Consider the following 23,979-nt stretch of genomic DNA (forward strand, 5'->3'; position numbering starts at 1 on the left):
GATGTTAAATTAATATCAATAGAAATTCTCAATATTCGGATTTTTCTTAATTCATAAAAATCTTCTTTAAATTGTTTTTCATTGTTTAGATTTGCAGAAATGATTTTTAAAAAATGAAGAAACTGTTTTTATTATTTACGATAGGAATTTTTGGTTTGGGCTGCTCACAGCAGGCTCCCAAAGTTCTTAAAACAAGTTTTTCCAAAGAAGCATTAATTCAGAAAGTTGAAAATGAAGAGGGTAAAACGGTCACTATACAGCAAATCCTGGATCAGCATAAAGGAAAAGTTTTGGTGCTTGATTTTTGGGCAGGCTGGTGCAGGGATTGTTTGAAAGCCCTTCCAAAAGCCAAAGAATTAGAAGATAACAATAAAAATATTGATTTTGTGTTTCTTTCATTAGACCGTTCAAAAGAGGGTTTCGACAAAAGCCTGGAACGATTTGATATGAAAGACAAAGAAAATTACTGGTTCGCTTCCGGCTGGAAAAATGATTTCAACAACTATATTGACCTTAACTGGATCCCGAGATACATGGTGATCGATCAGAAGTCTAATATTGCAAAATATTACGCCATCTCGCCAGAAGATCCCGATATCCAGGCAACAATTGAACGCTTACTAAAATAAAATGACATAGGAAATGAAGACGTTAAGAAAATAAGATCTGTGAACGTTAAGAAAATTCTACTGTTTGAGCGCGCCAGATCAATCGAAACGAAGAACAGGTTTTGATTCGCGCGAGTTTTAGAATTTTTAGAGAACAGATTTTATTTTTAGTCGGAGTTTCCAAGTCTTGAATTTTTGTTTCTTTTGTTTCAAGACAAAAGAAAAATAATTAAAATACAGGAATCCATATCTTTGCGGTATGGATTCTTCTTTTTCCCAGCGCAAAATTATTCATGTCGATATGGACGCATTCTATGCTTCTGTAGAACAGCATGATAATCCTGCATTAAAAGGCAAAGCGATTGCTGTGGGGGGAGAGCATCGCGGTGTTGTGGCCGCGGCAAGCTATGAAGCCAGAAAGTTTGGGGTACGGTCTGCTATGCCGAGTAAAACCGCTAAGGAAAAGTGTCCGCATCTTATTTTTGTTTCACCAAGGTTTCAGCGGTATAAAGAAATTTCAAGAAAAATAAGGGAGATTTTTTATGAATATACCGATCTGGTAGAACCTTTATCATTAGATGAAGCTTATCTGGATGTCACGGAAAACAAAAAGGGGATAGAATCTGCCAACCAGATTGCCAGGGAAATCCGCCAGAAGATTTTTGAACAGACAGGATTAACGGCTTCTGCAGGAATTTCCATCAACAAATTTTTGGCTAAAGTAGCGTCGGATATTAATAAACCGAATGGCCAAAAAACCATTCATCCGGATAAGGTAGAAGCCTTTCTGGAAGAATTGCCGGTGGAAAAGTTTTACGGAGTAGGAAAGGTGACGGCGAATAAAATGTTTAGTTTAGGCATTTACAAAGGGAAAGATCTGAAAAAAAGATCTGTTGAAGACCTTACAAGAATGTTCGGGAAATCAGGAGCTTATTACTATAATGTCGTTCGGGGAATTCATCATTCTGAAGTGAAGCCTCATCGGATCCAGAAAAGCGTAGCGGTAGAAAGAACCTTTTTTGAAGATCTTTTTGATGAACAGCAGATCAACGAAAAACTGCAAAGCCTTAGTGAGGAGCTCCAGAACCGCCTTCAGAAAAATAATATTCTCGGCCGCACGCTGACCCTGAAAATTAAATACAAAGATTTTTCCCTTTTTACAAGAAGCATTACACGGGAAGAATATTTCTCTTCCGCGGAACAATATTTCAATACCGGAAAACAGCTTTGGGAGCTTCGTCCGTTCGATAAACCTGTTCGATTGCTCGGTTTATCCCTTTCCCAGCTCAATACCGAAGAGAAGAAACTGGTGTCGGTTCAACTAAAAATTCCGTTCAAAGAATTTGAAGACCAATAATCTCGAATATTTTCATTAAATTGTAGTAACCAAATTTTACAATTTTTATGAACGAAACGATGATTCAATTTTTCCACTGGTATTCCGAAGGAGAAGGAAAACTGTGGAAAGAAGCAGAAAAAAACGCACAATATCTGGCTGAATTAGGAATTACATCAGTATGGTTTCCTCCCGCCTATAAAGGAGTTACAGGGGGTCTCTCCATCGGTTACGATGCATATGATCTTTATGATCTGGGAGAGTTTGATCAGAAAGGAACCATTCCCACAAAATACGGAACAAAGGAAGATTACATACAGGCCATCAAAGCTTTAAAAGAACAAAATATCAAGGTCATTGTTGATATTGTTCTTGGGCATAAAGGCGGAGGAGACGAGCTTGAAACGTTCAAGGCTGTAAAGGTTGATGAAGAAAACCGGGATAAAATAATTTCCGACGAGATCGAGATTCAGTCGTACACCAAATTCACTTTTCCGGGCCGCGGAAAAAAATATTCGGATTTTGAGTGGAATTATACCTGTTTCAGTGGGGTTGACTATGCAGAAGGCATGGATTCCCATATTTTTAAAATCAAAAATGAATACGGAACCGACTGGGAAGAGATGATTGATGATGAAAAAGGAAATTATGATTATCTTATGTTTAATGATGTAGAACATAGAAATCCTTTTGTACGGGAAGAGCTCAATAACTGGGCAAAATGGTATTTTGATGAAACAGATTTTGACGGCGTACGGCTGGATGCCCTGAAACATATTTCATTTGATTTTTATAAAGAATGGCTTACGCTGCTGCGTTCCAACTCCGGTAAAAATATTTTTGCAGTAGGAGAATACTGGGCTCCTGGGTATCTGAGTCTTCTTCAGAAATATATTGACGTAACAGAAGGCTGTATGAGCCTTTTCGATAGCTCTTTACAGAATAATTTTCATACCGCTTCCAATGAAGGGGATTCTTATGATTTGCGCAGAATTTTCGATGAAACGCTTACCCAAGCCGATCCGCTGCATTCAGTGAGCCTGGTTGATAATCACGATACGCAGCCTCTACAGGATCTTGAAGCACCGGTAGAACAATGGTTTAAACCGTTGGCGTATGCATTAATCTTACTTCGTAAGGACGGATATCCATGTGTATTTTACCCGGATTTGTACGGAGCACATTATGTTGATAAAGACAGGGAGGGTAATGACCAGGAAATATTTCTGGATAAGGTAGACGGTATCGAAGAGATGCTGAAAGCAAGAAAAAATCATGCATACGGAGAACAGCGGGATTATTTTGAAGACGCCAATTGTCTCGGATGGGTTCGTGAAGGAGATGATGAACATTCGGGATGTGCGGTTGTACTCAGCAATAAAGAGGCGTACGAAAAACCTATGGAAATGGGCGAAAGATACATCGGTAAAACCTTCTATGATGTATTGGGGAGATTTGAAAATAAAATTACGATCGATGAAAACGGATGGGGAAATTTCCCTGTGCCGGCCGGAAATGTGAGTATCTGGCTTGAAGAGTAATTATTTTTAGACACAAATGACATTGATTTTACGAACAGTGTCATTTGTGTTTAAATTAAGTCTAAGGGCTTGTATAAATTCTGAATATATTTTTAACATTAAAGTGATTAAGGTCTAATTGCTCAATTAGCTTAATTCAAATCAATGTATTGATTTCTTATTTTTTAAAGCTTAATAAACGAAATTTTTTAATGTTAAAATTAAGAATGAACCTTATTTATTTGATGAAACAACATTAAGTAGAAATCCTAAAATCTAAACGAGCTCTAAACCTTTCGCAGCTTAAGGATTTCAGGTCTTTCGGAATTTTCTGAAATGGCACCGGTTCTGGCAAATTCTGCCCAGAGCGCCCGAAGCTTTTTTCCGTTTTCCTGAATATATTCCCACGGAACGTCTTTCAGCAACTCTGCAGATTGCCAGGCTTCCTTGTTTTCAAATAACAGAGGCAGATCTACACAGTGAGATGCGCCGATGTAATTATTTTTTAGAGTAGAACGAATCACAAACTGGTAAACATTTCCGCCACCGGCTGCAAGATTTTCTGCAAAATCCTTGGCTGGTTTTTCATAGATGGACTCTGTGGTTTTTCTTACAATCTTATTCAGAATTCTATGAGGCAGATAAGTATAAATACCTGTTTGCGAGGTTTTCACGTAGAAAGCCGTTTCATCCTGATTGGAGCCGATTAAAACATCATACTTCTTGGCGTTTTGTTTCCAGTTTTGCACGGTTTCTTCCTCCCGGCATAACGGAGGATAGCCGTATTGCGTGCAGAATGGCATGGAGGTCTTCAATCCGTATTTTCTGAAAGAAGGCAAAAAGTTGCTATAGCCTGCTACCATCTTAAGCGCATCCGGCTCGTCTTTTAAAATATCCGTCTTCAGGAAAAACTCATGAGACATCTTTTGCCTATTGATCCTGAATCCCAGTGGAGCACTATGGATAATAGCTCTTTGAAATAAATCGTCAGTTTCTTCCGCAATCATCAGATGAGCAATCGCATCACCTCCGGAAGATTGTCCGAAAAGGGTAATATTTTCAGGATCTCCGCCAAAGTCACAGATATATTTTTTTATCCATTGGAGAGCGGCAATCATATCATACAAGCCCAGGTTGGCCGGCCTTTCTTCACTACCTCCCAAAAATCCGAAAAGCCCAAGCCGGTACGAAACAGAAACGATAACGATATGCTGTTCCTTTACCCAGACGGAAGGATCAGACGTGGGAAGATCACCGCATCCGATTTCGTAGGAACCGCCATGAATCCAGACGATAACGGGAAGCTTTTCCTTTTCATTAAAATGTTCGGGGCGTGTAATGGTAAGAAACTGCGGAGATTCATCCGCTTCGAACTGTTCCACATCTGTTTTCTGAATCAGCCTGTCCAGCAGAGGGCTTACATTTTGAGGGCATACGGGAGTTTTATCAGAAATCTCCTGAGTCTCTGCATATTCTAAAGGTCTGGGTTTTTTAAATCTTTCCGAGCGCGCATAGCGGATGCTTTTCGCTTTGATCACGCCGTTTTCCTTTAATGCTGAAATGGTTCCGAAAGAAGTGTGAAAAGTATAAATACTTTTATCCTGCTGTGTTGTCATCAGACAAAAAAATTATCTTTTCATTAAATGTAATAATTTTATATGAAATCCGGTGATTAATCATGATGATACAAATATCAATCAATTTAAATTTATCTAAAAATGTTCTTCAACGCAGATTGTGAGCGCAGGTAAACTTCAGGCTTGGGACTACTGGTCTTCAATGCTGTTCCGTAGCTGGATCATTGATTGGAGATATTGCCGAAACCCGTGAGTAGCTGTTTTTTTAAGGCAGCATAATATTGTTTCAGATATATAGAGAGTTTTTTATACAAAGCAAATGGTATGATGTAAGATGAAATAATGGTGAGATATTATATTGTTTTCTGCTAAAACTAAATCTAAAAGTAAAGGTTTATGCAACAGTAACTTATAATTTTTGTCTTAATTAATTATTTATTTATATTTGTTCATTAATCAGACCGAAAACGCTATGTATATATACACAATAAAACACGTTTGATGATCTTGTCAGCTTATTAATTTCTCTGTATTTCGGTAGAAATTCTATTATTTATCGACAACTAACAACAATTTATATAACGAAACAATGAAAAATTTACTAGCTATTACTCTATCAATATTCAGTCTTATCGCATTCGCACAGGTAGGGATAAATAATAGTATGCCTAAAGCTACTCTTGATATTACCGCTAAAACTACGAATGGCAGCAAGCCGGAGGGATTAATTGTTCCAAGGCTTTCCGGTGATCAGATCCAGGCGGGAGATGCTCAATACAGTTCAGATCAGAAAGGACTTATTATTTATGCAACTTCTGCAACGGCTTCACCAGCCGGAAAAACTGCTAATATAACGGCAGAAGGATACTACTTCTTTGATGGTTCCATATGGCAGAAGATTATCAATACCGCATCCGGAGATGCTACTGCAACAGCTAAAGGTATCGTGCAATTAGCGGGGGATTTGTCCGGAACCGCTTCTTCTCCGGCAATTGCAGGCAACGCAGTAACGTCTGCCAAGATTTTAGACGGAACGGTAGCTAATGCAGACCTTGCAACAGGCTCAGGGGGAATATACAAAGACAGCGGCTCACTGTCCGGTAATACTACCGTAACACAGGGCGCCAACACATTGGCTTTTACTTCTACAGCAACCAACGGGTTTTCAGTTGATGGTACAACATTTTCAGTGGATGCAGCAAATGACAGAATAGGAATAGGAACCGCTTCTCCAAATACAACATTAACGGTAAACGGGATTATCTCCAGTGGTTTACAAACTATTTCAATATCAGGAACGGTTGTCAATAGATCGGTTGTTTCAGCAACCACAAATTTTGTTCTCCCTTCTGCGGTGACAAATGCAGGAGCCATAATATACACAAGAAATATTAACACTAGCGGTTCCATTACTGTAACTACTGTAGCAGGGCTTATGTTTAATGGTGGCAGTAGTGGAAGCACAAGCAGTTATAATATGAACTCAAATGATCAGACAAAAACAATTTTATGGATCAGTGACGGAGTGAACTGGACAGCCATAACAAGTAATTTTTAATCAATAAGTTAAATAAATCAAAATTCACAACGGGTTTATTTTATTATCTGTTTCAGCACTTTCAACTTTCCGTCCACGGGCTGGCGGATCTTTAAGCCTAAAATATCTGCAATAACCGGATAGACGTTCACATTTTCAAATTCACCAACTGTCATATGGCTTTTGAATGCCGGACCCCATGCCATAAAGGTAGCTTTCATTTCAGGAACCACTGCCGGATTATAGCCATGCTTTCCTGCAGAGGGCTTTTTACCTTTTTCCAGGAATATCTTAGGAGCATTGGGAACCAGGAGAATTTGTCCTATCCTGCCATAGTAATCATCTTTTGCAGAGAAATGCAGGGATCGGGGAAACTTTTTATCAAGATACACTTCATAATCTGAGGTTTTATGAAGCTGCAATTCTTTGTAAACGCTTTTAACTTCAGCCGGATTTTTAACGTATACTCTTAATAAAGTCTGGGAATTATAAATATCAAATCTGTTTTTATCCAGTAGCAGCTGCGGGATTTCCAGGGGATGGCTGCCGTCTACTTTTATCATTCCGTGGTCGGAAACAAAAATGAAATTGATATCCTTGAGGCCCAATTCATTTACTTTTCGTACGAGTGCACCTATAGCCGCATCCACTTGGTGAACGGCATCCTCTGTTTCTTTTGCATCGGGCCCGAAATGATGCCCACCTGCATCCACTTCTGGGAAATAAAGCGAAATAAAATGGGGTCTTTTGTCTATGGGAAGCTTCAGCCAGTTGATTACTTTGTCAACTTTTTCCTGCGGGGAAAATTTTTCGTGGTAGGGATAATAATAGGTTGGGCGTGTTCCTCCGGCATCGCTTGCCGAGCCCACCCACATTAAAGATGCGGAAAGCATCCCCTGCTGCTCTGCCAGTCCCCAAAGGGGAAGGCCTCCGTACCAGCTGCCATCTTCGGCATTGGTTTTATCACTCATCGCATACGGTTCCTTTCTTTTATAATCATAAAAATAATTATCAATAAGCCCGTGGTGAGAGGGGTAAAGCCCGGTAATCAGGGTCCAGTGATTGGGGAAGGTAATGCTGGGATAAGCGGGAATCATGGCTTCTGCCCGCGCTCCTTCGCCTGATAAGTTCAGAAGGCTCTCCGCATTGTATTTCTTTGCGTAATCATAACGAAATCCGTCTGCAGAGATCATAATGACATAGGGTTTTGCCCGGGCTTCAAGAGTATTATACCGGTTGGGGATCACCACCTGTGCGGTGTCCGTGCTTCCGTGCTGACTGAAAAGGGACAGTGAAAAAAGCAGCGTTATTATTGCTAATCCTTGCTTCATAAGGTAAGTTTTGTGCAAAGTTAGGGTCTCCCGTCATTACAGAAAAGTTTAGCAGGTTAAAAAAATATTAAACCCGGGTTGCGGATGTGTTGTTATGTTTTTGTCTCCCGCGGATTATGCAATTACGCAGATTTAGATAAGTATTTTATGATTCGGATTGGTTATTGCTTTGGCGCAGGATAAAAAGAAAAGCAGAAGTGCTGGCTTCTGCTGTAGGTTTAGACTCTGATCTGTTTTAAAAACGGTACCCGAGGGACAGTCCTGTTCTGAAACCGATCCACGGGCCGTCTATAATAACGCGGGCTCCGTTGGTATTGGTTTCCACCGTATAATTGACGTAGGGAATATCAAGATCTTCGATCTGCCTTTTCAGTTCGGCCTGCATATCGGGAGTAAGGGGAATATCACTGGTCATCGTAAAGTCTCCCTTCCCGGCTCCGTTGTGGGCACCTGCAATCCATAAGTCGAGGACGAGGCTGCGGCTTCTGGTGAGGAAAAACTGGGCGCCTACCATGACACCGCCACTGTTGCCGTTGGCATTTCCGAAGCCTTTGAGAGGAATCTGAAAGGTCGTTCCGCTGAAGGTATAATCGTAGTAAAAGTCAAAGGTATTGGAGGTAATTTTCGAATAGCGGTAATAGGGAGCCACATAGAATCCTTTTCCGTATCCTGCACCAAGATAAAAACGAGGCTCTATGGTGAAGTTAAAAGATTTGGCTTCGAAGTTCTGAAATCTTTTTTCGTCTTCATCGTTTAAAAAGGAATTGATAAAAGGAACTTTTCCTTCCGGCATGGCGCCAAAACCCATATTCACGGAAAACCATCTGTTAATAACTCTTTCGTAGGTAAGGTTAATATTTCGGAATGCGTATGCCGTAACATTGGTTTTAATGATGTTCATTTTTTCCGACGGCGGGGTGGGAGCTTTCTGTGCGTTTACTGTGATCAGCATACAGCAGGGGATGATGAGTAAGAATTTTTTCATGATTTTATATGTTAGATTTGAAGTATTGAGGTACAAGCAAAAAGCGGGCAAAATAATTGGGTAAACCGTTTTGTTTTCTGAATAAGATTCTGTTTACAAGCGGTTTACAGGTGTGTCTGCTGTGGGCAGATTAAAAGACGTATTTGATCTTAACAATAAATCCGCTCAGAGTTCCCGGCGGATTTATTATTCGGGCTTATTTATTTTTGATAAATTTTGAGGTTTCCGTTTTCTTATCTTTTGTTGAAACTTCAATAAAATAAGAAGCGGAAGGAAGATCTGAAACCTGAATTTTTCCGGATGTAATAGCGGAAGTTTTCACAAGCCTGCCATCCGGCGTATAGATTTTTGCTGTTGTATACTCTTCTGTTCCTCCTTGCAACACAATAAATTCCTGAGCCGGATTAGGATAGATTTTCAGTTTTTCTTTAGCCTTAAACTCCTCTGTGGCAAGGTTAGCAATATTTAAAGCTTGTGCGGCATTGGTTGTCTGGTTATTAATTCCCGCCACCGGAACATTGGTTACGGTCTGAATGGTAGTCAGCAAAGGAAACTTATAAGTGCTGTTATAATAGGAATACGAAGTATTTACAATCGTTCCGATCGGGAACAAAAAGTTGGTATCGGTAGGCAGGTGCAGGTTAAAATTCTGTACGGATTTTATCCTGAGGACGTTGTTATAGGTAGAAGCGCCCAAAATAAGGGTTCCTGATGCATCTGCAGAAATAGTTACCGTTCCTTTACATAACCCGTTGGACGCAGTAGTGCTGAATGTTCCCTGCGCCTGATCCGTCTCGGAGTATCCTAAAGCTGCAGGATAGGAAATAAAAGTCCCGTTGTTTGCGGAAAGATTCAGGGTTGCATCGGCAGTGATTAATCCTGTAATTTCCAGTTTGGAGGCAGATTGCTTGTAATACACCGTATTTCCGGGGGCTGCCATTTTTAAGGTAGAATTCGGGAAGGTGGTAATTTCTGTTGAAGTAGGTGTTGAATAACTGGTAACGGCAGCCGGGCCAAATCCCAGGGCAGCATTGTTAAAGGTTACATTAGAACCCGTTGCCGAGTTATCCGGTGTTCCTGTTACGGATAAATAGTTTGCGGTTTCTCCACTTACAGGATCGTTAAAAGCTTTTGTAATGGTTGTTTGTGCTGACATGGCACCTGAAGCCATCAGCAGCAAGAATAAATTTATTTTCATACTTAAATTTTTAACGAATATACTCAAAAAAACTTTTGCTCCGGAATTATTTTTTTGATATAACTTGTTTCCAATGAGAAATTTAAACCTGAAATAAACTTCCGTTCTCAGAATAGCTGCCGTATGCGCTGCAGCTGAATAATGAGCCGAAAGATAATGCTGTCCTCAAATATGTCATGTTGTTAAGGTTATGGGATAGGTCTTATTCTGTCCTCAGGATTTTTTCTATCTTCTTACCTTTTGCCAGCTCGTCGATGAGCTTATCGAGATAGCGGATATTGCGCATCAGTTCATTTTCAATTTCTTCCACGCGGTAACCGCAGATAACGCCTTTAATGAGTGATGCTTTGGGGTTGATTCCCGGAGCCTCCGCAAAGAAAGTGCGGAAGTCTGTTTTATTTTCCAGGATTTTCTGAAGGCCGTTTTCATCATAACCTGTAAGCCAGAAAATGATGGTGTGCACCTCTTTGCGGGTTCTGCCTTTCTTTTCCGCTTTTGCAATATAATGGGGATAAACTCCGGCGAAAGCCATACTGAAGATTCTCTCATTGTTTTTATTTTCCATCGTTTTGATATGAAGGTTCATAGATCAGCTGTACCACTCCGGATCTGAAAACATTGCTTTTGATCAGCTTCAAATATAATCTTTCCTTTAATTCTTCAAATAAAGGTTTTCCGTTTCCTAAGGCAACCGGATGAACGGAGATTCTGTACATGTCTATCAGGTTCAGCTTAATACATGTTCTGATGAGTCCTGCGCCACCATACAGCCAGATGTCTTTTCCTGCCTGCTGCTTTATCTCGTGTACTGTTTTCTCAATATCATCAGTGAAAACTGCATTCTGATCTTCTCTTTGATGATGGGAGAATACTACTTTTTTCTTAGCATGAATCTTTTTCCAGAACAGTATTTCTTCTTCTCCGGCATCTTCTCCCGGATGATAATTTCCCCAGGAATCATAGCTTACCCTCCCATACAATATAGTATCGATATTTTCAAGAAAGCCATCAAAATCCATGTCATCATCCATGATGCACCAGTCGATTTCCCCGTTCGGTCCTTCAATAAATCCGTCTAATGATACAGCAAGGTCCAGAATTATTTTTTTCATAACATTAAAGAATTGTTGTGATTAATTGATAATTTCCGCATCGGGATTTTCCCTCAGTTTTGCGATTCTTTCCTTCCAGTTTTGGATTTCTTCATCGGTAAGCCTAATCCATTCGGTTACTTCGCCCACAATTTTAAGGGGTGCCGTGCTGCGATAGGAACGGGTAGGATTACCGGGAAATTTTTTATCGGTTACGTTCGGATCATTTTCAAATGCTCCGGTGGGTTCCACGATGTAGACGCGTTCCTTCCCATCACCTTTTGCCAGCGTTGCGGCAAGGCCGGCGCCGTTCTGTAAAGCGGTGAAATAGATGTGGTTCATCATGATCTCCGGATAATAATTGGATTCAAACCCGGCAGTAAGCAGGTCCCCTATTTTCAGGTCAGCTTTTGTTCCGTGATAGAACGGGCCATTGTCAGGAATTTCATGCTCTTTGTTTTCCATTGTGGTGTGTTTTGAATTGAGTAACCTGTAAACTTAAGAATTTGTTTTTACATGGGAAAATAAGCTGAGATCAGATTGGTAAGAAGTAATTTGGAACTCTTAGTGGGCCTGACTGTGTATTAAATAATTGTAATTAATGTTTCCTTCAAATTCATTGGAAATGATATTTCCTAATCTGTATCTGAACCATGTATGAAAATCACCGCTCAGGCGGGGCTCAAAGACGGTGGCAATTTCATTAGGTTTTAACACAAAAAACTGAATACCCGTTCCACAGCTATAATAACGATACGGATAAATTTTCTGCCATTTATTTTCTTTATCTAGTGCTTCCAGTTCTAACACTACATTATTTCCAAAGCCTATGATACTTTCTTTATTTCCGAAATTATGAATGGTTACCGGGAAGCCGCTATAATAGGTTTTAATGTACGGAATCGGATGTGTGATTTGTTTTCCGTAATAAAGACTGTCCATTTTCGCGTTGTACTCTTCAGAAGAAATTTTCAGGGTGTCGATATCTATCTTTTCTAAAGGAGTTTTCTGCGATGTATCAACAGAAATGATAATATTCTCATATTTCCTCGTCATAAATTCTTTATTCAGATCTTTGAAATTTTTACTTCTGTAATTGTTTTCGAGAATTTTGCTGTATCTGTTCGAATCAGTATACTCCAGAACTATTTCTTTTTGAAACTTACCGATATATTGTATCGGCTTTAAGTAAAAAAGATTAATATCATCTGTATTCTTTAGAGAGTCAGTAGGTGTGGCTTTCGAAGAAATGTATTTGGGATTGTAAAGTTCCTGTGAAAATAATGCGATGGAAAAACACAGTAGTACCAGGCTGATAAAGTATTTCATAATTATTGTTTGTCTAATATAACTAATTACAAACATGTATTCTTTTTTGAAGATTAAATTTAAATGTTTCTGAGTAGTCACTGAAATATCAAATAAAGCTTAAATTAAAGGTTCGCCATTCAGATCCGTTGTAAGAACTTCACTCATATAATCAAAGAAAGGGCGCATGGCCAGAAAGGTGAGTACTGCTTCTTTCAGAAACCCTTCCGATACGGCTTCATCATCGGTAAATTTTCTCATCACGACAAACTGCTTTTTCCGGATCAGGCTAATGGCAGGATGATTTTTATCAAAACCCCTGGGCGCTGTTTTCACCGCTTCTCCCTGAATTTCTTTAAAATATCTGATAAATGTTTTGTCTGAAGTGATCTTTTCGATTTCCTGTGTGCTGATCTCAAATTCTTTACGGATGCGGAGCAGATCTTTGGCATCCGGTCCCCAAAATCCGCCGCCTACAAAGCTGTTACCGGGTTCCAGGTGAATGTAATATCCACCTCTCAGCATGGGTTTAACACGGGAGTACCCGGCTCCGAAATTGGTCTTGTAAGGTGTCTGATCTTTTGAAAACCGAACATCCCTGTAAATCCTGAAAATATGAACTCCTTTTATATGGTCGTATTTCTGAAGTTCAGCATGCACCTTATTGAAAAACACTTTGTTTTCTTTTACCGCTGATTCGTATTCTTCTTTGTGGGATGCAAACCATTCGCGATTGTTGTTTTTTTCAAGCCGTTTAAGGAATTCAAAGGTTTTTTTCATGGTGTCTATTTTAAACAAAATTACAATATTGTTCCTGTTAAAGTAGTATTAATAGCGATTGGTGTATGAGTCGCCAGCGCTAACGGTGAGTATGGTGATGAATATTAATGTTTTAACTTCCGCTAAACCTGACGGGTTTTCAAAACCCGTCAGGTTTGAATGTACAAAATTTTACCAAAAGAACAAAAGCTGAAGTGCAAACTTCAGCCATACTTTTCAATGTTATTAATAGTTTAAAAAACGGTTTTACACGATTTTCAGTGACTGGATCAATCCATCTTCAAATTCATAATAATAGGTCAGAACAGCCGGACTTCCGGGAAAATTACCGGCAACTTCCGCTTTCAAGGTATGTTCTGCTTCTGAATATTCTAACGGTTCCATTGTTGCCTGATATTCTTTATTGGCTTTATCGATCCAGTCTTTTATTTGTGTTTTTCCGTTATTTGTTTTTCCTTCATCAAACACTACGGCTGTTTCGGCAAAACAATTGGCGTAAGCGGTACTGTCGAAGTTGTTTTGTGCCTTTACTAATTCTGTTATTACGTCTGGTAAATTCATTGTATTAAAATTTTAAGTTGATTAAATGGTGGGTACGGTTCCGCCGTCGATTATATAATTGGTTCCTGTTAAATAACCGGCTCTCGGTGAAACCAGGAAACCTACGAATTCTGCTACTTCTTGCGGTTCGGCAGGCCTTCCGTAAGGAATTCCGCCCAATGCATCCATGACGCCCTGCTGCGCTTCTTCTAGCGTACTGTTGGCGTTTCTTGCAATTTCGCCCAGCCAGGCTGCCGATGCTGATGTATTGATCCATCCCGGTGAAACGGTGAGTACACGAACTCCTTTTGGGGTCACTTCATTGGATAAGCTTTTGCTGTAATTAATCAATCCGGCTTTCGCAGCGGCATACGGCAGCGTGGAGTCATATAGCGGCAGTTTTCCCTGAATTGAAGCGATGTGAATGATTACACCGTTTTTCCGATCGATCATTTGGGGTAAAAATCCTCTGTCCAGGCGAACCGGAGCAAGCAGATTCGCCCGAAGGGTTGATTCCCAGTTTTCATCCGTTAATGCGGCAAAACCTCCGGCGGGTGTTTCTGAAGATCCGAGGTTGTTCACCAGAATGTCCAACCTCCCATAGGTTGCCAGTACTTCGTCAACTACTTTTTGCGAGCCTTCTGCCTGGCTTAAATCCGCTGCAATAAAATGCAGGCTGCCGTTTTCATCCTGTGGGGCGTTCCTTGCTGTAATGATGACCGTTGCGCCTGCCTGCAAAAGCCTTTCTGCGATGGCTCTTCCGGTTCCTTTTGTACCTCCGGTTACCAGGGCGATTTTGCCCGATAGTTCACTGTTGAAATTAAATTGCTGTTCCATTTTGTCTGTTTTGTTTAGGCAAAGTTGGGACTTATGTACGCGCCTCACAAGTACGGAATTACGATTCGGATAGGGAACAATTTTTCCCCTATTGCACAATTTGGAACATAGGTTTACATTTGCTTTATGTATGAAAGGAAAATTTTACCCAACCTGAACTGCGGTTTGGATCTGATTGGCGAAGTGCTGTACGGCAAATGGAAAATCCGTTTGCTGTGGTTTATTCATCAGGGACATCAGCGTCCCAGCGAGCTGCAGCGGAAAATCCCCGATGCCACGAGAAGGGTACTGAATATCCAGCTGAAAGAACTGGAAGATCATGAATTGGTTGCCAAAAAAATCTATCCCGTAGTTCCTCCAAAAGTAGAGTACAGCCTAACGGATTTCGGACAGACCTTAATTCCCGTCATTGCAGCGTTGGGAAATTGGGGAGATGCCCATGAAGAACATTTGCGCTCGGTTATTTTGAAGCGCCTGAATGGGGAAAATTAAATTGTTGTGATGAGGTTAGCGGTATGAGCTGAACTTGTGTTGCTTGGCACGAGCGCGACGCTTATGTCTGTGGGAGTCAGTTCTTCTTTATCAATTTTTTCAACCTACTTAAAATTCCGTTGGGTTTTTGTTTGTCATCACGTCTCTTCTTCCAATTAACATCAAATCTTTCGTTTATTTCTGCTTTTAAATTGTCCGGAGGTATTGAAACCAGCACATGAAATGGAGGAATTCCCGGATGCATCAATTCGGTTTCGTCTCTGAGCCGCCTGCTGCAAAACAAGTTTATTACGGTTAGATCAGGTCTTGCTTCATAAATTATCATATCAATCCACACAGGTACTTTATTGTTATGGTGTAGAAGGTCAATGATCTGATTGGCTGTTAAAAGGTCACCTTCATATTGATTCCATTTTTTTAAGATGAGTATTTCTTCTTCATTTAAATGCCCATCAACTGTTCGGGAGTTTGGAGTGATTAAATATTGGCAGTTGTCATGAAGATCGTTATAGCAAAGTGTTTTTGTCAATTCAAATAGAAGTTTTGTTGCTTCACTGAGATGATGTCTGAATTTAAGTTTATCCATATTTCAGAATTCTTTGTTTTTGTATTAACCTATGCATATTCATTAATTTAAGATTATAAATTCTAAATGCTCAAATTTTTTGCTCTGGACCGATTTCATGAAATATTGATTGTTACATCATAGATTTTGTTTTCAGCTGATATTTTGAATTTGATGACCTTATCTTCAAATATTAAGTCAGGTTCAAATCCTAGACCTTTCACCTTATTGTTTACAGGAATCATCACATTGGCACCAGAATCACTTTGAAATAAATTCTTAAAAATGATATCGTAATCTTCTTTGCCTGAATTGGGAAACATGAGAACTTTATGCTCTTTATCAATGATTAATACAGGGATTCCGTTGTAATCTTTTACATCGTCCAGGTATAAAATTAGGTAATCCCTTTTCTGAGTTCCTTCGAAATTTGAATTGGAAATAAAAAGTTTTGCATCTGATTTTTCCTTTTCATCAATAAAAATCTCAGCTTGAGCGGGCTTTCCCACTATTCTTGCCCTACCCGTTAAATATTTTACAATAATAGGAGTACTGAACATGATAATCACAGAAATAACGATGAAAGAAATGACAAAGAATTTGAGAAGTTTTTTTAACATGATTTCTTATAATTATAAAGTTTCTGCCTTCTCGTCATCGCAGTGTTGGGAGATTGGGTGGCATTCATGAAGAGCATTTGCACTCGGTTATTTTGAAGCGCCTGAATGTGGGAAATTAAATTGTTTTGATAGAGTAGCGGAACTTGTGTTGGTAGGCATGGGTTAAATGCTTATTGCCAGCAGGGTATTTGATTATTTACCATATTTAATTGCTCTTGTACTTTCAGATTCTTTTATAGCTTTTCCATTAACAAATCTGTAATAAACTTTTTTGATCCAATTACCAAACTTGTCATACTTGATTCTCATTTCAAATTTTATGGATTTGATCACATCTCCGTGCTCATTTACAATATCTCCCGGCTGACTCTTTGAGAATTCAATCTTAGATTTTTGAGAATTAATAATTTCATCATTTTTATTGAAGTATTGAATTGTTACTTCATTTTTTTCGTAGTCATATTTTGCAATTTCTTTTCCTTGAACTTGATTTCCAATTAAAAGCATAAGTTCTGTTGGATTTCCCTCATCATTGTTAATGATAATTGTTTTTCGGACTATTTTACCATTTTGATCTTTTTCAATAATACTATTAAGAAAACCTTTATTATCATAACCATAATAATAAGTGTCATAAGAATGTCCTAATAAAGGATGCCAGTTTTCTATCTTCCTGCTTAGACATCGCGTACCTGTACCGTCATATACTCTTGTTAGGCGTTGTTTTAGATCACCGTTTTCATCATATCTAAGTTCAGAAGTAACTTCGTTCTTTTCATTATAAATTTGCACATCTTTCTTCCGTTCAATACGGTTTGTATTAAAAAAAGTTGTTTGGGTTGTTGTTTCTAAAACTGGATTTTCAGAGTTGAATTCATTTTTTTTATTGAAATTCAGAACGGTTAATATGCTTTGAGAGTATATATTATAATTCATAAAAAACAGCATCACTAAAAACAGTTGTCTCATATGGTATTGATTAATTGCTGGAAGCGTCTAAATTTAAGGATTGATTCATTATTGGCAATAGGAATTACCGAATTATTTCTTACAAATATTTTTACAATATTAATAAATTACAATAGATATTCTTACAGATTACAAAGCTATTCGAGCGTATTTATTGTGATTGCATGATAACAGCAAGAACGAACAAGCCAAAAGCAGTCATTACGAATAAAATGCTGGTGCCCCCTTTTTTAGCAAGAAATTCTTTTTGCTGTTCGGGGTCGGCGAATGTTATTTGGGCTTGTTCTACCATTCTTTTTGCTTTTTTGAGGTATAAATTATTTCCGATAATCCCCAGTGTGACCGTAAGAATTATATTGACCGCAAGGCTGAACAATTTGGTCTGCTCAGTACCGATCAGTCCTGCTAAAACATGATTTTCAAACTGAGTCTCGGTATAAAAGATGATGAGAATCACAAAAAACTCCAGATACATTTTCCTGTAAAGAAACCAGAATAATCCGAATATGACAGAAGAATAACTAAACCTGAATTTTTTACCCTTCTCATAATAGTTCAACTGCTCCAGGTAATAGTTACTGCTATCCTGAAAATAGGCTTCATACAATTCTGTTTTTTCCATGAATGATTATTTTTTATGTGTACTGGTTTGGCACGAGTGAGAGTAAACTGCAACCTATGTCAAGCTATTTAATTCTATTTAACACCGTAACATTTTGCAGACCTCCGATGGCATCAAAAATTTCATCCTGATCTTTTTTATCCGACCATCCTTTTTCCGCAAGTGCGCTTCTGACTTCCTCTTCTGATTTATTTTTAATAAAATGATAACAGGCAAAATCTACTACTTCAGCCGGTACTCTTTCAAGGACATATTTTGTAAGCACCACCACTATTTTCAGATATGTGATAAGGCCGGTTATTCCTAACTGTACAATCCAGATAATGATCCAGCCGGCCCAGCCCAAATTTGTTTTGTTTACAGTAAAACCTTCAGAAAACCTGATCTGTAAAAATCTCCAGAATCCGATTCTTTCCAAATTGTTGCTACGAAGAATTATTTCATACTGAAAATATTGACTCGAAGCGTACACCAATATGATCATACTGGCTAACAGATACTGTAGCTTTTTCAAATCCGTATAGTTTGAAAATTTTATGAAATATTTCATGGCAAAAACAAGCGCTGTTGCTACCAGAAATTCAAATAAGCCGATTAAGTAGACCCCTTTTACGGAAAGAAATGCCAATGTAAACCCTAGAATAAGGGAAATGAATAAACCACCAAATAACGGAATGGCAAAGTCAGGATTTTTTGTCTGTACTGGTTTTGGCAAAGTATCCGGAATGATATAATCATCCCAGTTATTTTTTCTCTCTGCTTCCTTTTCCAGTTCCTGAAGGGCTTTCTGATCGAAGGTTCTTAAGGTTTCCTGAAAGGCATAGATAAACAGCTTTACTCGTTTTGAATTTTTGCCTGCATCCCAGATTTCGTTACCCAAAGATTCACTTTTTACAGAAATATTCCCGTTGGTATAGGTTGCGGTAATGATTTCCGTCCAGCGGCCACTCATCCAGCCTGCTTCCGTACGTTTTGCTTCTATGTTGAAATCATCCTTATAAACGATGTCCCACCCCAGTTTTTCAAAGGCTTTTTCTGCAATTGCAATAAAGATGATCTCATTAACGGATGTTTTAAATTCTTCTTTGTATTTTGGAGAAAAGCTGATTCTGTGCTTTCTCTTAATTGTTTTCTCATAATTCTTGAAATTTTCTTCCATCGATAGTTTGGATGTTTTTATCAGTTTTATTTATGCAGCAAAAGTAATAAAATAGGACTTTGATAAATAAAAAGATGATGAAATAATTGAGAACGATATTTAATTCAATTGTTTTAAACTTCCGGAGGTCTACGGAAGTTTCGCACAAACTGCGGGAACCAAATGCAGTTTTCAGAGTGATATTTTGAACCCTTAATAGTGAGCTTATTTTTCTTTTGCTGGATGTGTATTGTTGCCTTCTCGTGGCTTACAAATCAGCGAGATTGTTCATTTTAAAGCGCCTGAATAGTGAGAATGAATTGTTTTAGTTGGTAGGCAAGAGCGCGACATTCGCGTTGGCAGTGGTTGTAATAATTCTTACAAAATCTATAACTAAACAAAAAACCATTCTGAAAAATCAGAACGGTTAGTAGTGGTGTTAAATTATTTCACTAATATGCCATTAAGCTTCTATTTTCTTTGCCAGCATATTGATTGCATTTTTTTCTTCCGTATTCATTTTCTCTATGGCGGCATCAATCTGCTCAAAGGCTTCTTTCTTTTTTAAAAGCAATTCGTCTCTGATCGCAATAAGGTTAATATCTTCCCCCTGATCGCCTTTTATGGATTCAGGATTTAAGCCATTCGATCTTAATTGGGAGATGCTGTTTTCAATTTCTGAAACAGAAGTTGAGAATTCATTTTCCAGATTTGTCCTGGAAACAATCAGATCTGTTCGCTGACATTCAAAACTTTTATGGATGGCCTGCGCAAATTCTTCATTTTGAGATTCCTGGAGCTTTTCACTTTCCAAAGAAACACCTTTTGCACGATCCTCTATTTTTTTTACTTCTGCTGATATCTTTTTTACGGTTACCGATGGCAAATTGAGAGACATGTCCTTTTTCACCATTTTTATTTCCGGGATGGCGGTTATAATATTGGTAGTTTCAACTTTTATTTCAGGTATTTTTGTTTTAATTTCCTGTTCTTCCATGGTAACTTCCGGTACTGAAGTTTTGATGTCTTTCCATTTTATAGTCCACCCTTCAATAACCGGATACTGTCCTGTTTTCTTGATGACCATCTTGGTTACGGGTTTTTTAAATTTTATGGATTTCAGTTTCATGGTAACCTGCGGCGTATCGAATGATAATTTTTTATCCTTCATGGTAATCTGCGGTATATTGCATGAAAAGTCTTTTCTGACCATTTCAATTTTAAAGGTTATATCTACTGGAGCTTCCATAATGTTGGGATCCGGCGCGTCGTCTGCAATATCCTGTGATCTTTTTTCCAGTGTAGTAAAGTCGTTTTGATACTTTGCAGCGATAACATCAAATGTCGCCTGGTCAAAATTGCATTGAGAATAGGCAATGCAGCTCGTGAATAATGTGGTTGCGATCAATAAGTTTTTCATAGCTCTGATTTTTAGTTGTGCTTACTCTGTTTCGGTTTTTAGCATCCCCGTTTTGTTTTTTGTAAAATTAGAGCCGGTAGAAAAGTGAATCAATAACCCATTAGGGTACTATTTGCAGGAGGTAACAAGCAGATGTGTTTATGACTAAATGCAGTTGCAGGAAGTCTCCCGCAAGTTGTGGGAAACCAAATGCAGTTTCAGGGTGCTAGTTGTGAGCTTATTTCTTTTTAAATGTGTATTGTTTTGTCTTGTCTATACGTGGATTCTCACAGATTACAAATCCGCGAGATCGGGTTGTCCTTTAATGTTTAATACTTGCTAAATTCTTTTTAATTTTCATCATTATTTTGTCTGGTGTTACTCTTGGTAAATTACTCAAAACCCAATTCATAATCCCAACAATTTTTTTGCCTTTTCCGTTTAAAAAAAGTTCTACACCTGCTTTTGCAACAATATCTGCTGGCATTGGTTTGTTGGCACTCATTGCATTTGTCTTTCTCATTGCGTTTGTATGAAATGGTGTTTCAACTGTTCCTGGGCAAAGTGCTGTAACAATTACTCCTGTTCCTTCCAATTCGGTTGCAACTGTTTCAGTAAAAGCTAATACAAAACTTTTGGTTGCTGAATAGACTGAATAGTAAGGGAAGGGCAAAAATGAAAGTAGTGAAGCTACATTCATAATTTTTCCTTTCCCTTGTTTTGTCATATCAGCACCAAAAAGCTTTGTAAGCCCAACCAATGCAGTAATATTTACAGCTATCATTTCTTCATCCTTTTTTAAGGGCATTTCAGTGAAATTTCCATAATCGCCAAAGCCTGCATTATTAATCAAGCCTGTTACCAAATAATTCTTTTGTTTGATGTGATTATATAAATCTTGTGCAGAATTAGGCTCAGACAAATCATAAAGGAAATATTCTACTTCAATTTGATGTAGTACAGTTAATTCCTTTTGAAGTTTTTGTAATTTATCTTCGCTTCTCGCTACTAAAAGTAAATTAACGTTTTTAGTTGCCAGTTGTTTTGCCATTTCATAACCAATACCTGAACTTGCTCCTGTAATTAAAATGTATTCTTTCATTTTGGGTTAGTTTTGGTTTTCTGATTTCTTTTTCAATTCTGCAAGCCAAATATCGTGTAGCTTTTTTAGTTTTTTCCCTTGAAAAGTCTTTTCAAAAAAGGTAAGCCAACCATTTTGGCTTTCTTCTGTGATTACTTTACAACCCTTTTCAGTAGCAATAATTAACCAAACGTGGTAGCCTTGAATACTTTTCTTTTTACTTTCCCAAGCCAAAAGTCTGTTGGGTTCAAATTCCTTAATCGCAGATTGAAATTTCAATCCCATAGTTTCCCATTTGAAAACTGATTTTGAATTTAAAACGGTGTCAGTTGGCTCAATAAAAGAAACATTTTTAGCTCCTTTGTACCAAGATTGCCACTTTAAAGCATCAATGAGATATGCCCAAACAATTTCGGGTTTGGCATTTATTTCTATTTCGTTATGAACATAGAATTTACTTTTTGAAGGCTCATAATTGGCCGGCCAATTAATTTTTTCTGAATTACTTTGCTGTGCTAAAACAGAAAACGAAGTGACGAAAATCGCCAAAGTCAAAATGAATTTTGTCATTACAATTTTGTTTAAATTATAATGCAAAATTCGGCAGTTTAATAGGTGCTAAACGATAACAAATGTTTATAGTTTTTCTAAACGGTTTTTTTAAGTCTGCTCAAATGTATGGGTGTAATACCCAAGTAAGAGGCAATCATATGTTGTGGCACTCGGTTGTGGATGTTTGGAAAAACATTTGTTATATTGTCATACCGTTCTTTTGGTGTTCTAATATATAAGTTTTTAATTCTGTCGTCTTGATAAATAAAATAATACTCGGCGATAAGTCGCCCCATTTTTTGTCCGTCCGTTAGGTTTTTGTAACCCCATTCAATTGTAGAACGAGGCAAAATAATTACTTCGGTTTCTTCCAAAGTTTGCAAGGTATAAATTGATGGCAGTCTCTGAATGAAATTTGAATAGTCGGCAATAAATTGATTTTCTAATGCAAAATGTATGGTGTGTTCAATTCCTTCATTGTCTGTAATGGAAACTCTGATGATACCTTTATTGATAAAGAAAATTTCGTTTGGAACTGTGTTTGGTCGGCTTATAATTTCCTGTCGCTTAAAAGTCTTAGTAATGGCTTTGTCAAGGAAGCCGTTTAGTTCGTCTTCCGAGACCTTAATCATTTTTTTCATCACCTGTCTAATCTGCTCCATTTATTTTGTCAAAGTTTGTAGTCTGTTGAGGTTTCGTTCCATTACCGCTAACGGGTTCGGGCTTTGCCGAAGGCGGGGATTTTTAGCACAAATGTCCAATCGAAGCCGTGCAGTCCCGCTTTTGGCAATACCTTGCTGGCAGTAGTTTTTTATTTCATAGGCTCTTCGCCCATTTCTACCCAAGTTTCGTAAGTGGGTCCGTACATTTCTATTAATTTCAAATTTTTTAAACGCATTAAAATAGTAAGCTGTCCTCTGTGGTGTGCTTGGTGTCCTATAAGCAATGTACTTAGAATATAACCTTTTTTATATGAATCTCCCAAGACAGACACTTCTTTTTCTAAATCGTTATCAGTCCATTTGGAAATAATATCTATTAATTCAATATTCGATTTTACAAAGTTTTCAATTAATCTTTCAATTGATTCGATTGAATCACTATACCAATTAAGCATATTATTTGAGAAACCCATTTCAGTAATTAATGTGCCGGGTGTTCCAACGATGTGGAAAACTAAATCTCCTATTGGTCTAATATTTTTACTTGGCGAAAAGTTAAGTTCATTGTCGCTTAATAAAGCAATTAGGTTTTTGGTAGACTGGAATTCCTGTTCCCAATCTTCTATAAAGTCACTAATCTTTCTGTACATAATGTATATTTTTAATGTCTTTTTAAAATTACTGCCAACGGTTAACGGTTTACGTATTCGCGATGGTTGGGAATTTGAAAAACGTCAGCCCAACATTGGCACAAATCCCCAATAGAAATATAAATATTGAGTTTACAACTGTCAACCCACTATTGCCAAACCGATGTTAGCAGTAGTTTTTTATCTTTCGCCAACTAATACTCGTTTCAAGTCGCCTTTTTCTTTCATTAGCAACCAAAATAAATAAGGTGCAAAAATCATTATTCCTATTATCATTCCCACAATTGCAATAATAAAGGACGAAGCAGTAAATTTATTTCGCCACATTATCCAAAGAGCCGATAATAAAAGATAACAACTAAAATCAAGATTAAATTGCCCATTCCAAGTCAATGATTTGATGTTGTTTAAAAATATCCCAAAAAGATTAGCTCCTTCCGCTTGAAAGGCGAAAAATGTGTAAACCAATAGTCCAACAGCTTGAACTATTAGTAGTTTTTTGAAAGTGTTATTGAAATTCATAATTTTAAAATTTCGTAAAATTACTAGTCGTTCAACGGAAATTTTAGACGCTACCGTAC

At 38.0% G+C, this 23,979-nt stretch carries 27 protein-coding genes; 5 read left to right on the forward strand and 22 right to left on the reverse strand.

What is annotated here, in order from left to right; translation table 11 throughout:
- Positions 1 to 113 precede the first annotated feature (113 nt).
- From BUA76_RS04140 to BUA76_RS04150, 3 genes are all read left to right on the forward strand, one after another.
- A complete protein-coding gene (locus BUA76_RS04140; RefSeq protein WP_072883552.1) occupies positions 114 to 629 on the forward strand; it encodes a TlpA family protein disulfide reductase in 516 nt (171 codons plus the stop codon).
- A gap of 238 nt (positions 630 to 867) precedes the next feature.
- Positions 868 to 1,965 (forward strand): DNA polymerase IV, encoded by a 1,098-nt coding sequence (gene dinB, locus BUA76_RS04145; RefSeq protein WP_072883553.1) that lies wholly within the window; start codon positions 868 to 870, stop codon positions 1,963 to 1,965.
- A 47-nt stretch (positions 1,966 to 2,012) separates the two neighbouring features.
- The gene (locus BUA76_RS04150; RefSeq protein ID WP_072883554.1) at positions 2,013 to 3,485 is read left to right on the forward strand and encodes an alpha-amylase; all 1,473 of its coding nucleotides are present in this window, start codon (positions 2,013 to 2,015) and stop codon (positions 3,483 to 3,485) included.
- A 266-nt stretch (positions 3,486 to 3,751) separates the two neighbouring features.
- On the opposite strand, the gene BUA76_RS04155 is transcribed toward BUA76_RS04150, so the two are convergent.
- Positions 3,752 to 5,080 carry a carboxylesterase family protein gene (locus BUA76_RS04155; RefSeq protein WP_072883555.1) on the reverse strand — a complete coding sequence of 443 codons (1,329 nt, stop codon included), beginning with the start codon at positions 5,078 to 5,080 and terminating at the stop codon, positions 3,752 to 3,754.
- A gap of 550 nt (positions 5,081 to 5,630) precedes the next feature.
- Between BUA76_RS04155 and BUA76_RS04160 the strand changes: the two genes are divergently transcribed.
- Positions 5,631 to 6,599 carry a hypothetical protein gene (locus BUA76_RS04160; protein WP_143149856.1) on the forward strand — a complete coding sequence of 323 codons (969 nt, stop codon included), beginning with the start codon at positions 5,631 to 5,633 and terminating at the stop codon, positions 6,597 to 6,599.
- A 35-nt stretch (positions 6,600 to 6,634) separates the two neighbouring features.
- On the opposite strand, the gene BUA76_RS04165 is transcribed toward BUA76_RS04160, so the two are convergent.
- The 10 genes from BUA76_RS04165 to BUA76_RS04210 form a co-directional block, all read right to left on the reverse strand.
- Positions 6,635 to 7,909, reverse strand: coding sequence for an alkaline phosphatase family protein (locus tag BUA76_RS04165; RefSeq protein WP_072883557.1), 1,275 nt, complete (start codon positions 7,907 to 7,909; stop codon positions 6,635 to 6,637).
- 235 nt (positions 7,910 to 8,144) lie between these two features.
- Positions 8,145 to 8,894, reverse strand: coding sequence for a DUF3575 domain-containing protein (locus BUA76_RS04170; protein ID WP_072883558.1), 750 nt, complete (start codon positions 8,892 to 8,894; stop codon positions 8,145 to 8,147).
- 196 nt (positions 8,895 to 9,090) lie between these two features.
- Entirely contained in the window at positions 9,091 to 10,092 is a 1,002-nt protein-coding gene (locus tag BUA76_RS04175) for a T9SS type A sorting domain-containing protein (protein WP_072883559.1), read from the reverse strand.
- 202 nt (positions 10,093 to 10,294) lie between these two features.
- On the reverse strand, positions 10,295 to 10,657 hold the full coding sequence (locus tag BUA76_RS04180; RefSeq protein ID WP_072883696.1) for a DUF2200 domain-containing protein: 363 nt from the start codon (positions 10,655 to 10,657) through the stop codon (positions 10,295 to 10,297).
- Positions 10,647 to 11,204 (reverse strand): dihydrofolate reductase family protein, encoded by a 558-nt coding sequence (locus BUA76_RS04185; protein WP_072883560.1) that lies wholly within the window; start codon positions 11,202 to 11,204, stop codon positions 10,647 to 10,649. Before BUA76_RS04185 ends, BUA76_RS04180 begins: the two co-directional genes overlap by 11 nt.
- A 21-nt stretch (positions 11,205 to 11,225) precedes the next feature.
- The gene (gene arr, locus BUA76_RS04190) at positions 11,226 to 11,648 is read right to left on the reverse strand and encodes an NAD(+)--rifampin ADP-ribosyltransferase (RefSeq protein ID WP_072883561.1); all 423 of its coding nucleotides are present in this window, start codon (positions 11,646 to 11,648) and stop codon (positions 11,226 to 11,228) included.
- A gap of 99 nt (positions 11,649 to 11,747) precedes the next feature.
- Entirely contained in the window at positions 11,748 to 12,512 is a 765-nt protein-coding gene (locus BUA76_RS04195) for a hypothetical protein (protein WP_072883562.1), read from the reverse strand.
- Between the two features lie 99 nt (positions 12,513 to 12,611).
- On the reverse strand, positions 12,612 to 13,271 hold the full coding sequence (locus BUA76_RS04200) for a DUF2461 domain-containing protein (RefSeq protein WP_072883563.1): 660 nt from the start codon (positions 13,269 to 13,271) through the stop codon (positions 12,612 to 12,614).
- A gap of 246 nt (positions 13,272 to 13,517) precedes the next feature.
- Positions 13,518 to 13,832 carry a nuclear transport factor 2 family protein gene (locus tag BUA76_RS04205; RefSeq protein ID WP_072883564.1) on the reverse strand — a complete coding sequence of 105 codons (315 nt, stop codon included), beginning with the start codon at positions 13,830 to 13,832 and terminating at the stop codon, positions 13,518 to 13,520.
- Positions 13,833 to 13,853: 21 nt separating this feature from the next.
- The gene (locus tag BUA76_RS04210; protein WP_072883565.1) at positions 13,854 to 14,648 is read right to left on the reverse strand and encodes an SDR family oxidoreductase; all 795 of its coding nucleotides are present in this window, start codon (positions 14,646 to 14,648) and stop codon (positions 13,854 to 13,856) included.
- Between the two features lie 126 nt (positions 14,649 to 14,774).
- Between BUA76_RS04210 and BUA76_RS04215 the strand changes: the two genes are divergently transcribed.
- Positions 14,775 to 15,140 (forward strand): winged helix-turn-helix transcriptional regulator, encoded by a 366-nt coding sequence (locus BUA76_RS04215; RefSeq protein WP_072883566.1) that lies wholly within the window; start codon positions 14,775 to 14,777, stop codon positions 15,138 to 15,140.
- A 76-nt stretch (positions 15,141 to 15,216) separates the two neighbouring features.
- On the opposite strand, the gene BUA76_RS04220 is transcribed toward BUA76_RS04215, so the two are convergent.
- From BUA76_RS04220 to BUA76_RS04270, 11 genes are all read right to left on the reverse strand, one after another.
- Positions 15,217 to 15,726 carry a hypothetical protein gene (locus BUA76_RS04220; RefSeq protein WP_072883567.1) on the reverse strand — a complete coding sequence of 170 codons (510 nt, stop codon included), beginning with the start codon at positions 15,724 to 15,726 and terminating at the stop codon, positions 15,217 to 15,219.
- 95 nt (positions 15,727 to 15,821) lie between these two features.
- On the reverse strand, positions 15,822 to 16,325 hold the full coding sequence (locus tag BUA76_RS04225; protein ID WP_072883568.1) for a hypothetical protein: 504 nt from the start codon (positions 16,323 to 16,325) through the stop codon (positions 15,822 to 15,824).
- A 192-nt stretch (positions 16,326 to 16,517) separates the two neighbouring features.
- Positions 16,518 to 17,294: a hypothetical protein gene (locus tag BUA76_RS04230; protein WP_143149857.1), complete on the reverse strand. Its 777-nt coding sequence runs from the start codon at positions 17,292 to 17,294 to the stop codon at positions 16,518 to 16,520.
- 151 nt (positions 17,295 to 17,445) lie between these two features.
- A complete protein-coding gene (locus BUA76_RS04235; RefSeq protein WP_072883570.1) occupies positions 17,446 to 17,916 on the reverse strand; it encodes a DUF2628 domain-containing protein in 471 nt (156 codons plus the stop codon).
- Between the two features lie 64 nt (positions 17,917 to 17,980).
- Positions 17,981 to 19,075: a hypothetical protein gene (locus BUA76_RS04240; RefSeq protein ID WP_072883571.1), complete on the reverse strand. Its 1,095-nt coding sequence runs from the start codon at positions 19,073 to 19,075 to the stop codon at positions 17,981 to 17,983.
- Positions 19,076 to 19,517: 442 nt separating this feature from the next.
- Positions 19,518 to 20,474, reverse strand: a complete 957-nt coding sequence (locus tag BUA76_RS04245) for a hypothetical protein (RefSeq protein ID WP_072883572.1) — start codon at positions 20,472 to 20,474, stop codon at positions 19,518 to 19,520.
- A 301-nt stretch (positions 20,475 to 20,775) separates the two neighbouring features.
- Positions 20,776 to 21,555, reverse strand: a complete 780-nt coding sequence (locus tag BUA76_RS04250; protein WP_072883573.1) for an SDR family NAD(P)-dependent oxidoreductase — start codon at positions 21,553 to 21,555, stop codon at positions 20,776 to 20,778.
- A 6-nt stretch (positions 21,556 to 21,561) separates the two neighbouring features.
- Entirely contained in the window at positions 21,562 to 22,104 is a 543-nt protein-coding gene (locus BUA76_RS04255; protein WP_072883574.1) for an SRPBCC domain-containing protein, read from the reverse strand.
- Between the two features lie 77 nt (positions 22,105 to 22,181).
- Entirely contained in the window at positions 22,182 to 22,748 is a 567-nt protein-coding gene (locus tag BUA76_RS04260) for a Crp/Fnr family transcriptional regulator (RefSeq protein WP_072883575.1), read from the reverse strand.
- A gap of 149 nt (positions 22,749 to 22,897) precedes the next feature.
- On the reverse strand, positions 22,898 to 23,398 hold the full coding sequence (locus BUA76_RS04265) for a DinB family protein (RefSeq protein WP_072883576.1): 501 nt from the start codon (positions 23,396 to 23,398) through the stop codon (positions 22,898 to 22,900).
- 180 nt (positions 23,399 to 23,578) lie between these two features.
- Complete coding sequence (locus BUA76_RS04270; protein ID WP_072883697.1) at positions 23,579 to 23,920, reverse strand: hypothetical protein; 342 nt, start codon at positions 23,918 to 23,920, stop codon at positions 23,579 to 23,581.
- Positions 23,921 to 23,979: the final 59 nt, after the last annotated feature.

Source organism: Chryseobacterium takakiae, from assembly GCF_900129385.1.
In the GTDB taxonomy this organism is placed as follows: Bacteria; Bacteroidota; Bacteroidia; order Flavobacteriales; family Weeksellaceae; genus Chryseobacterium; species Chryseobacterium takakiae.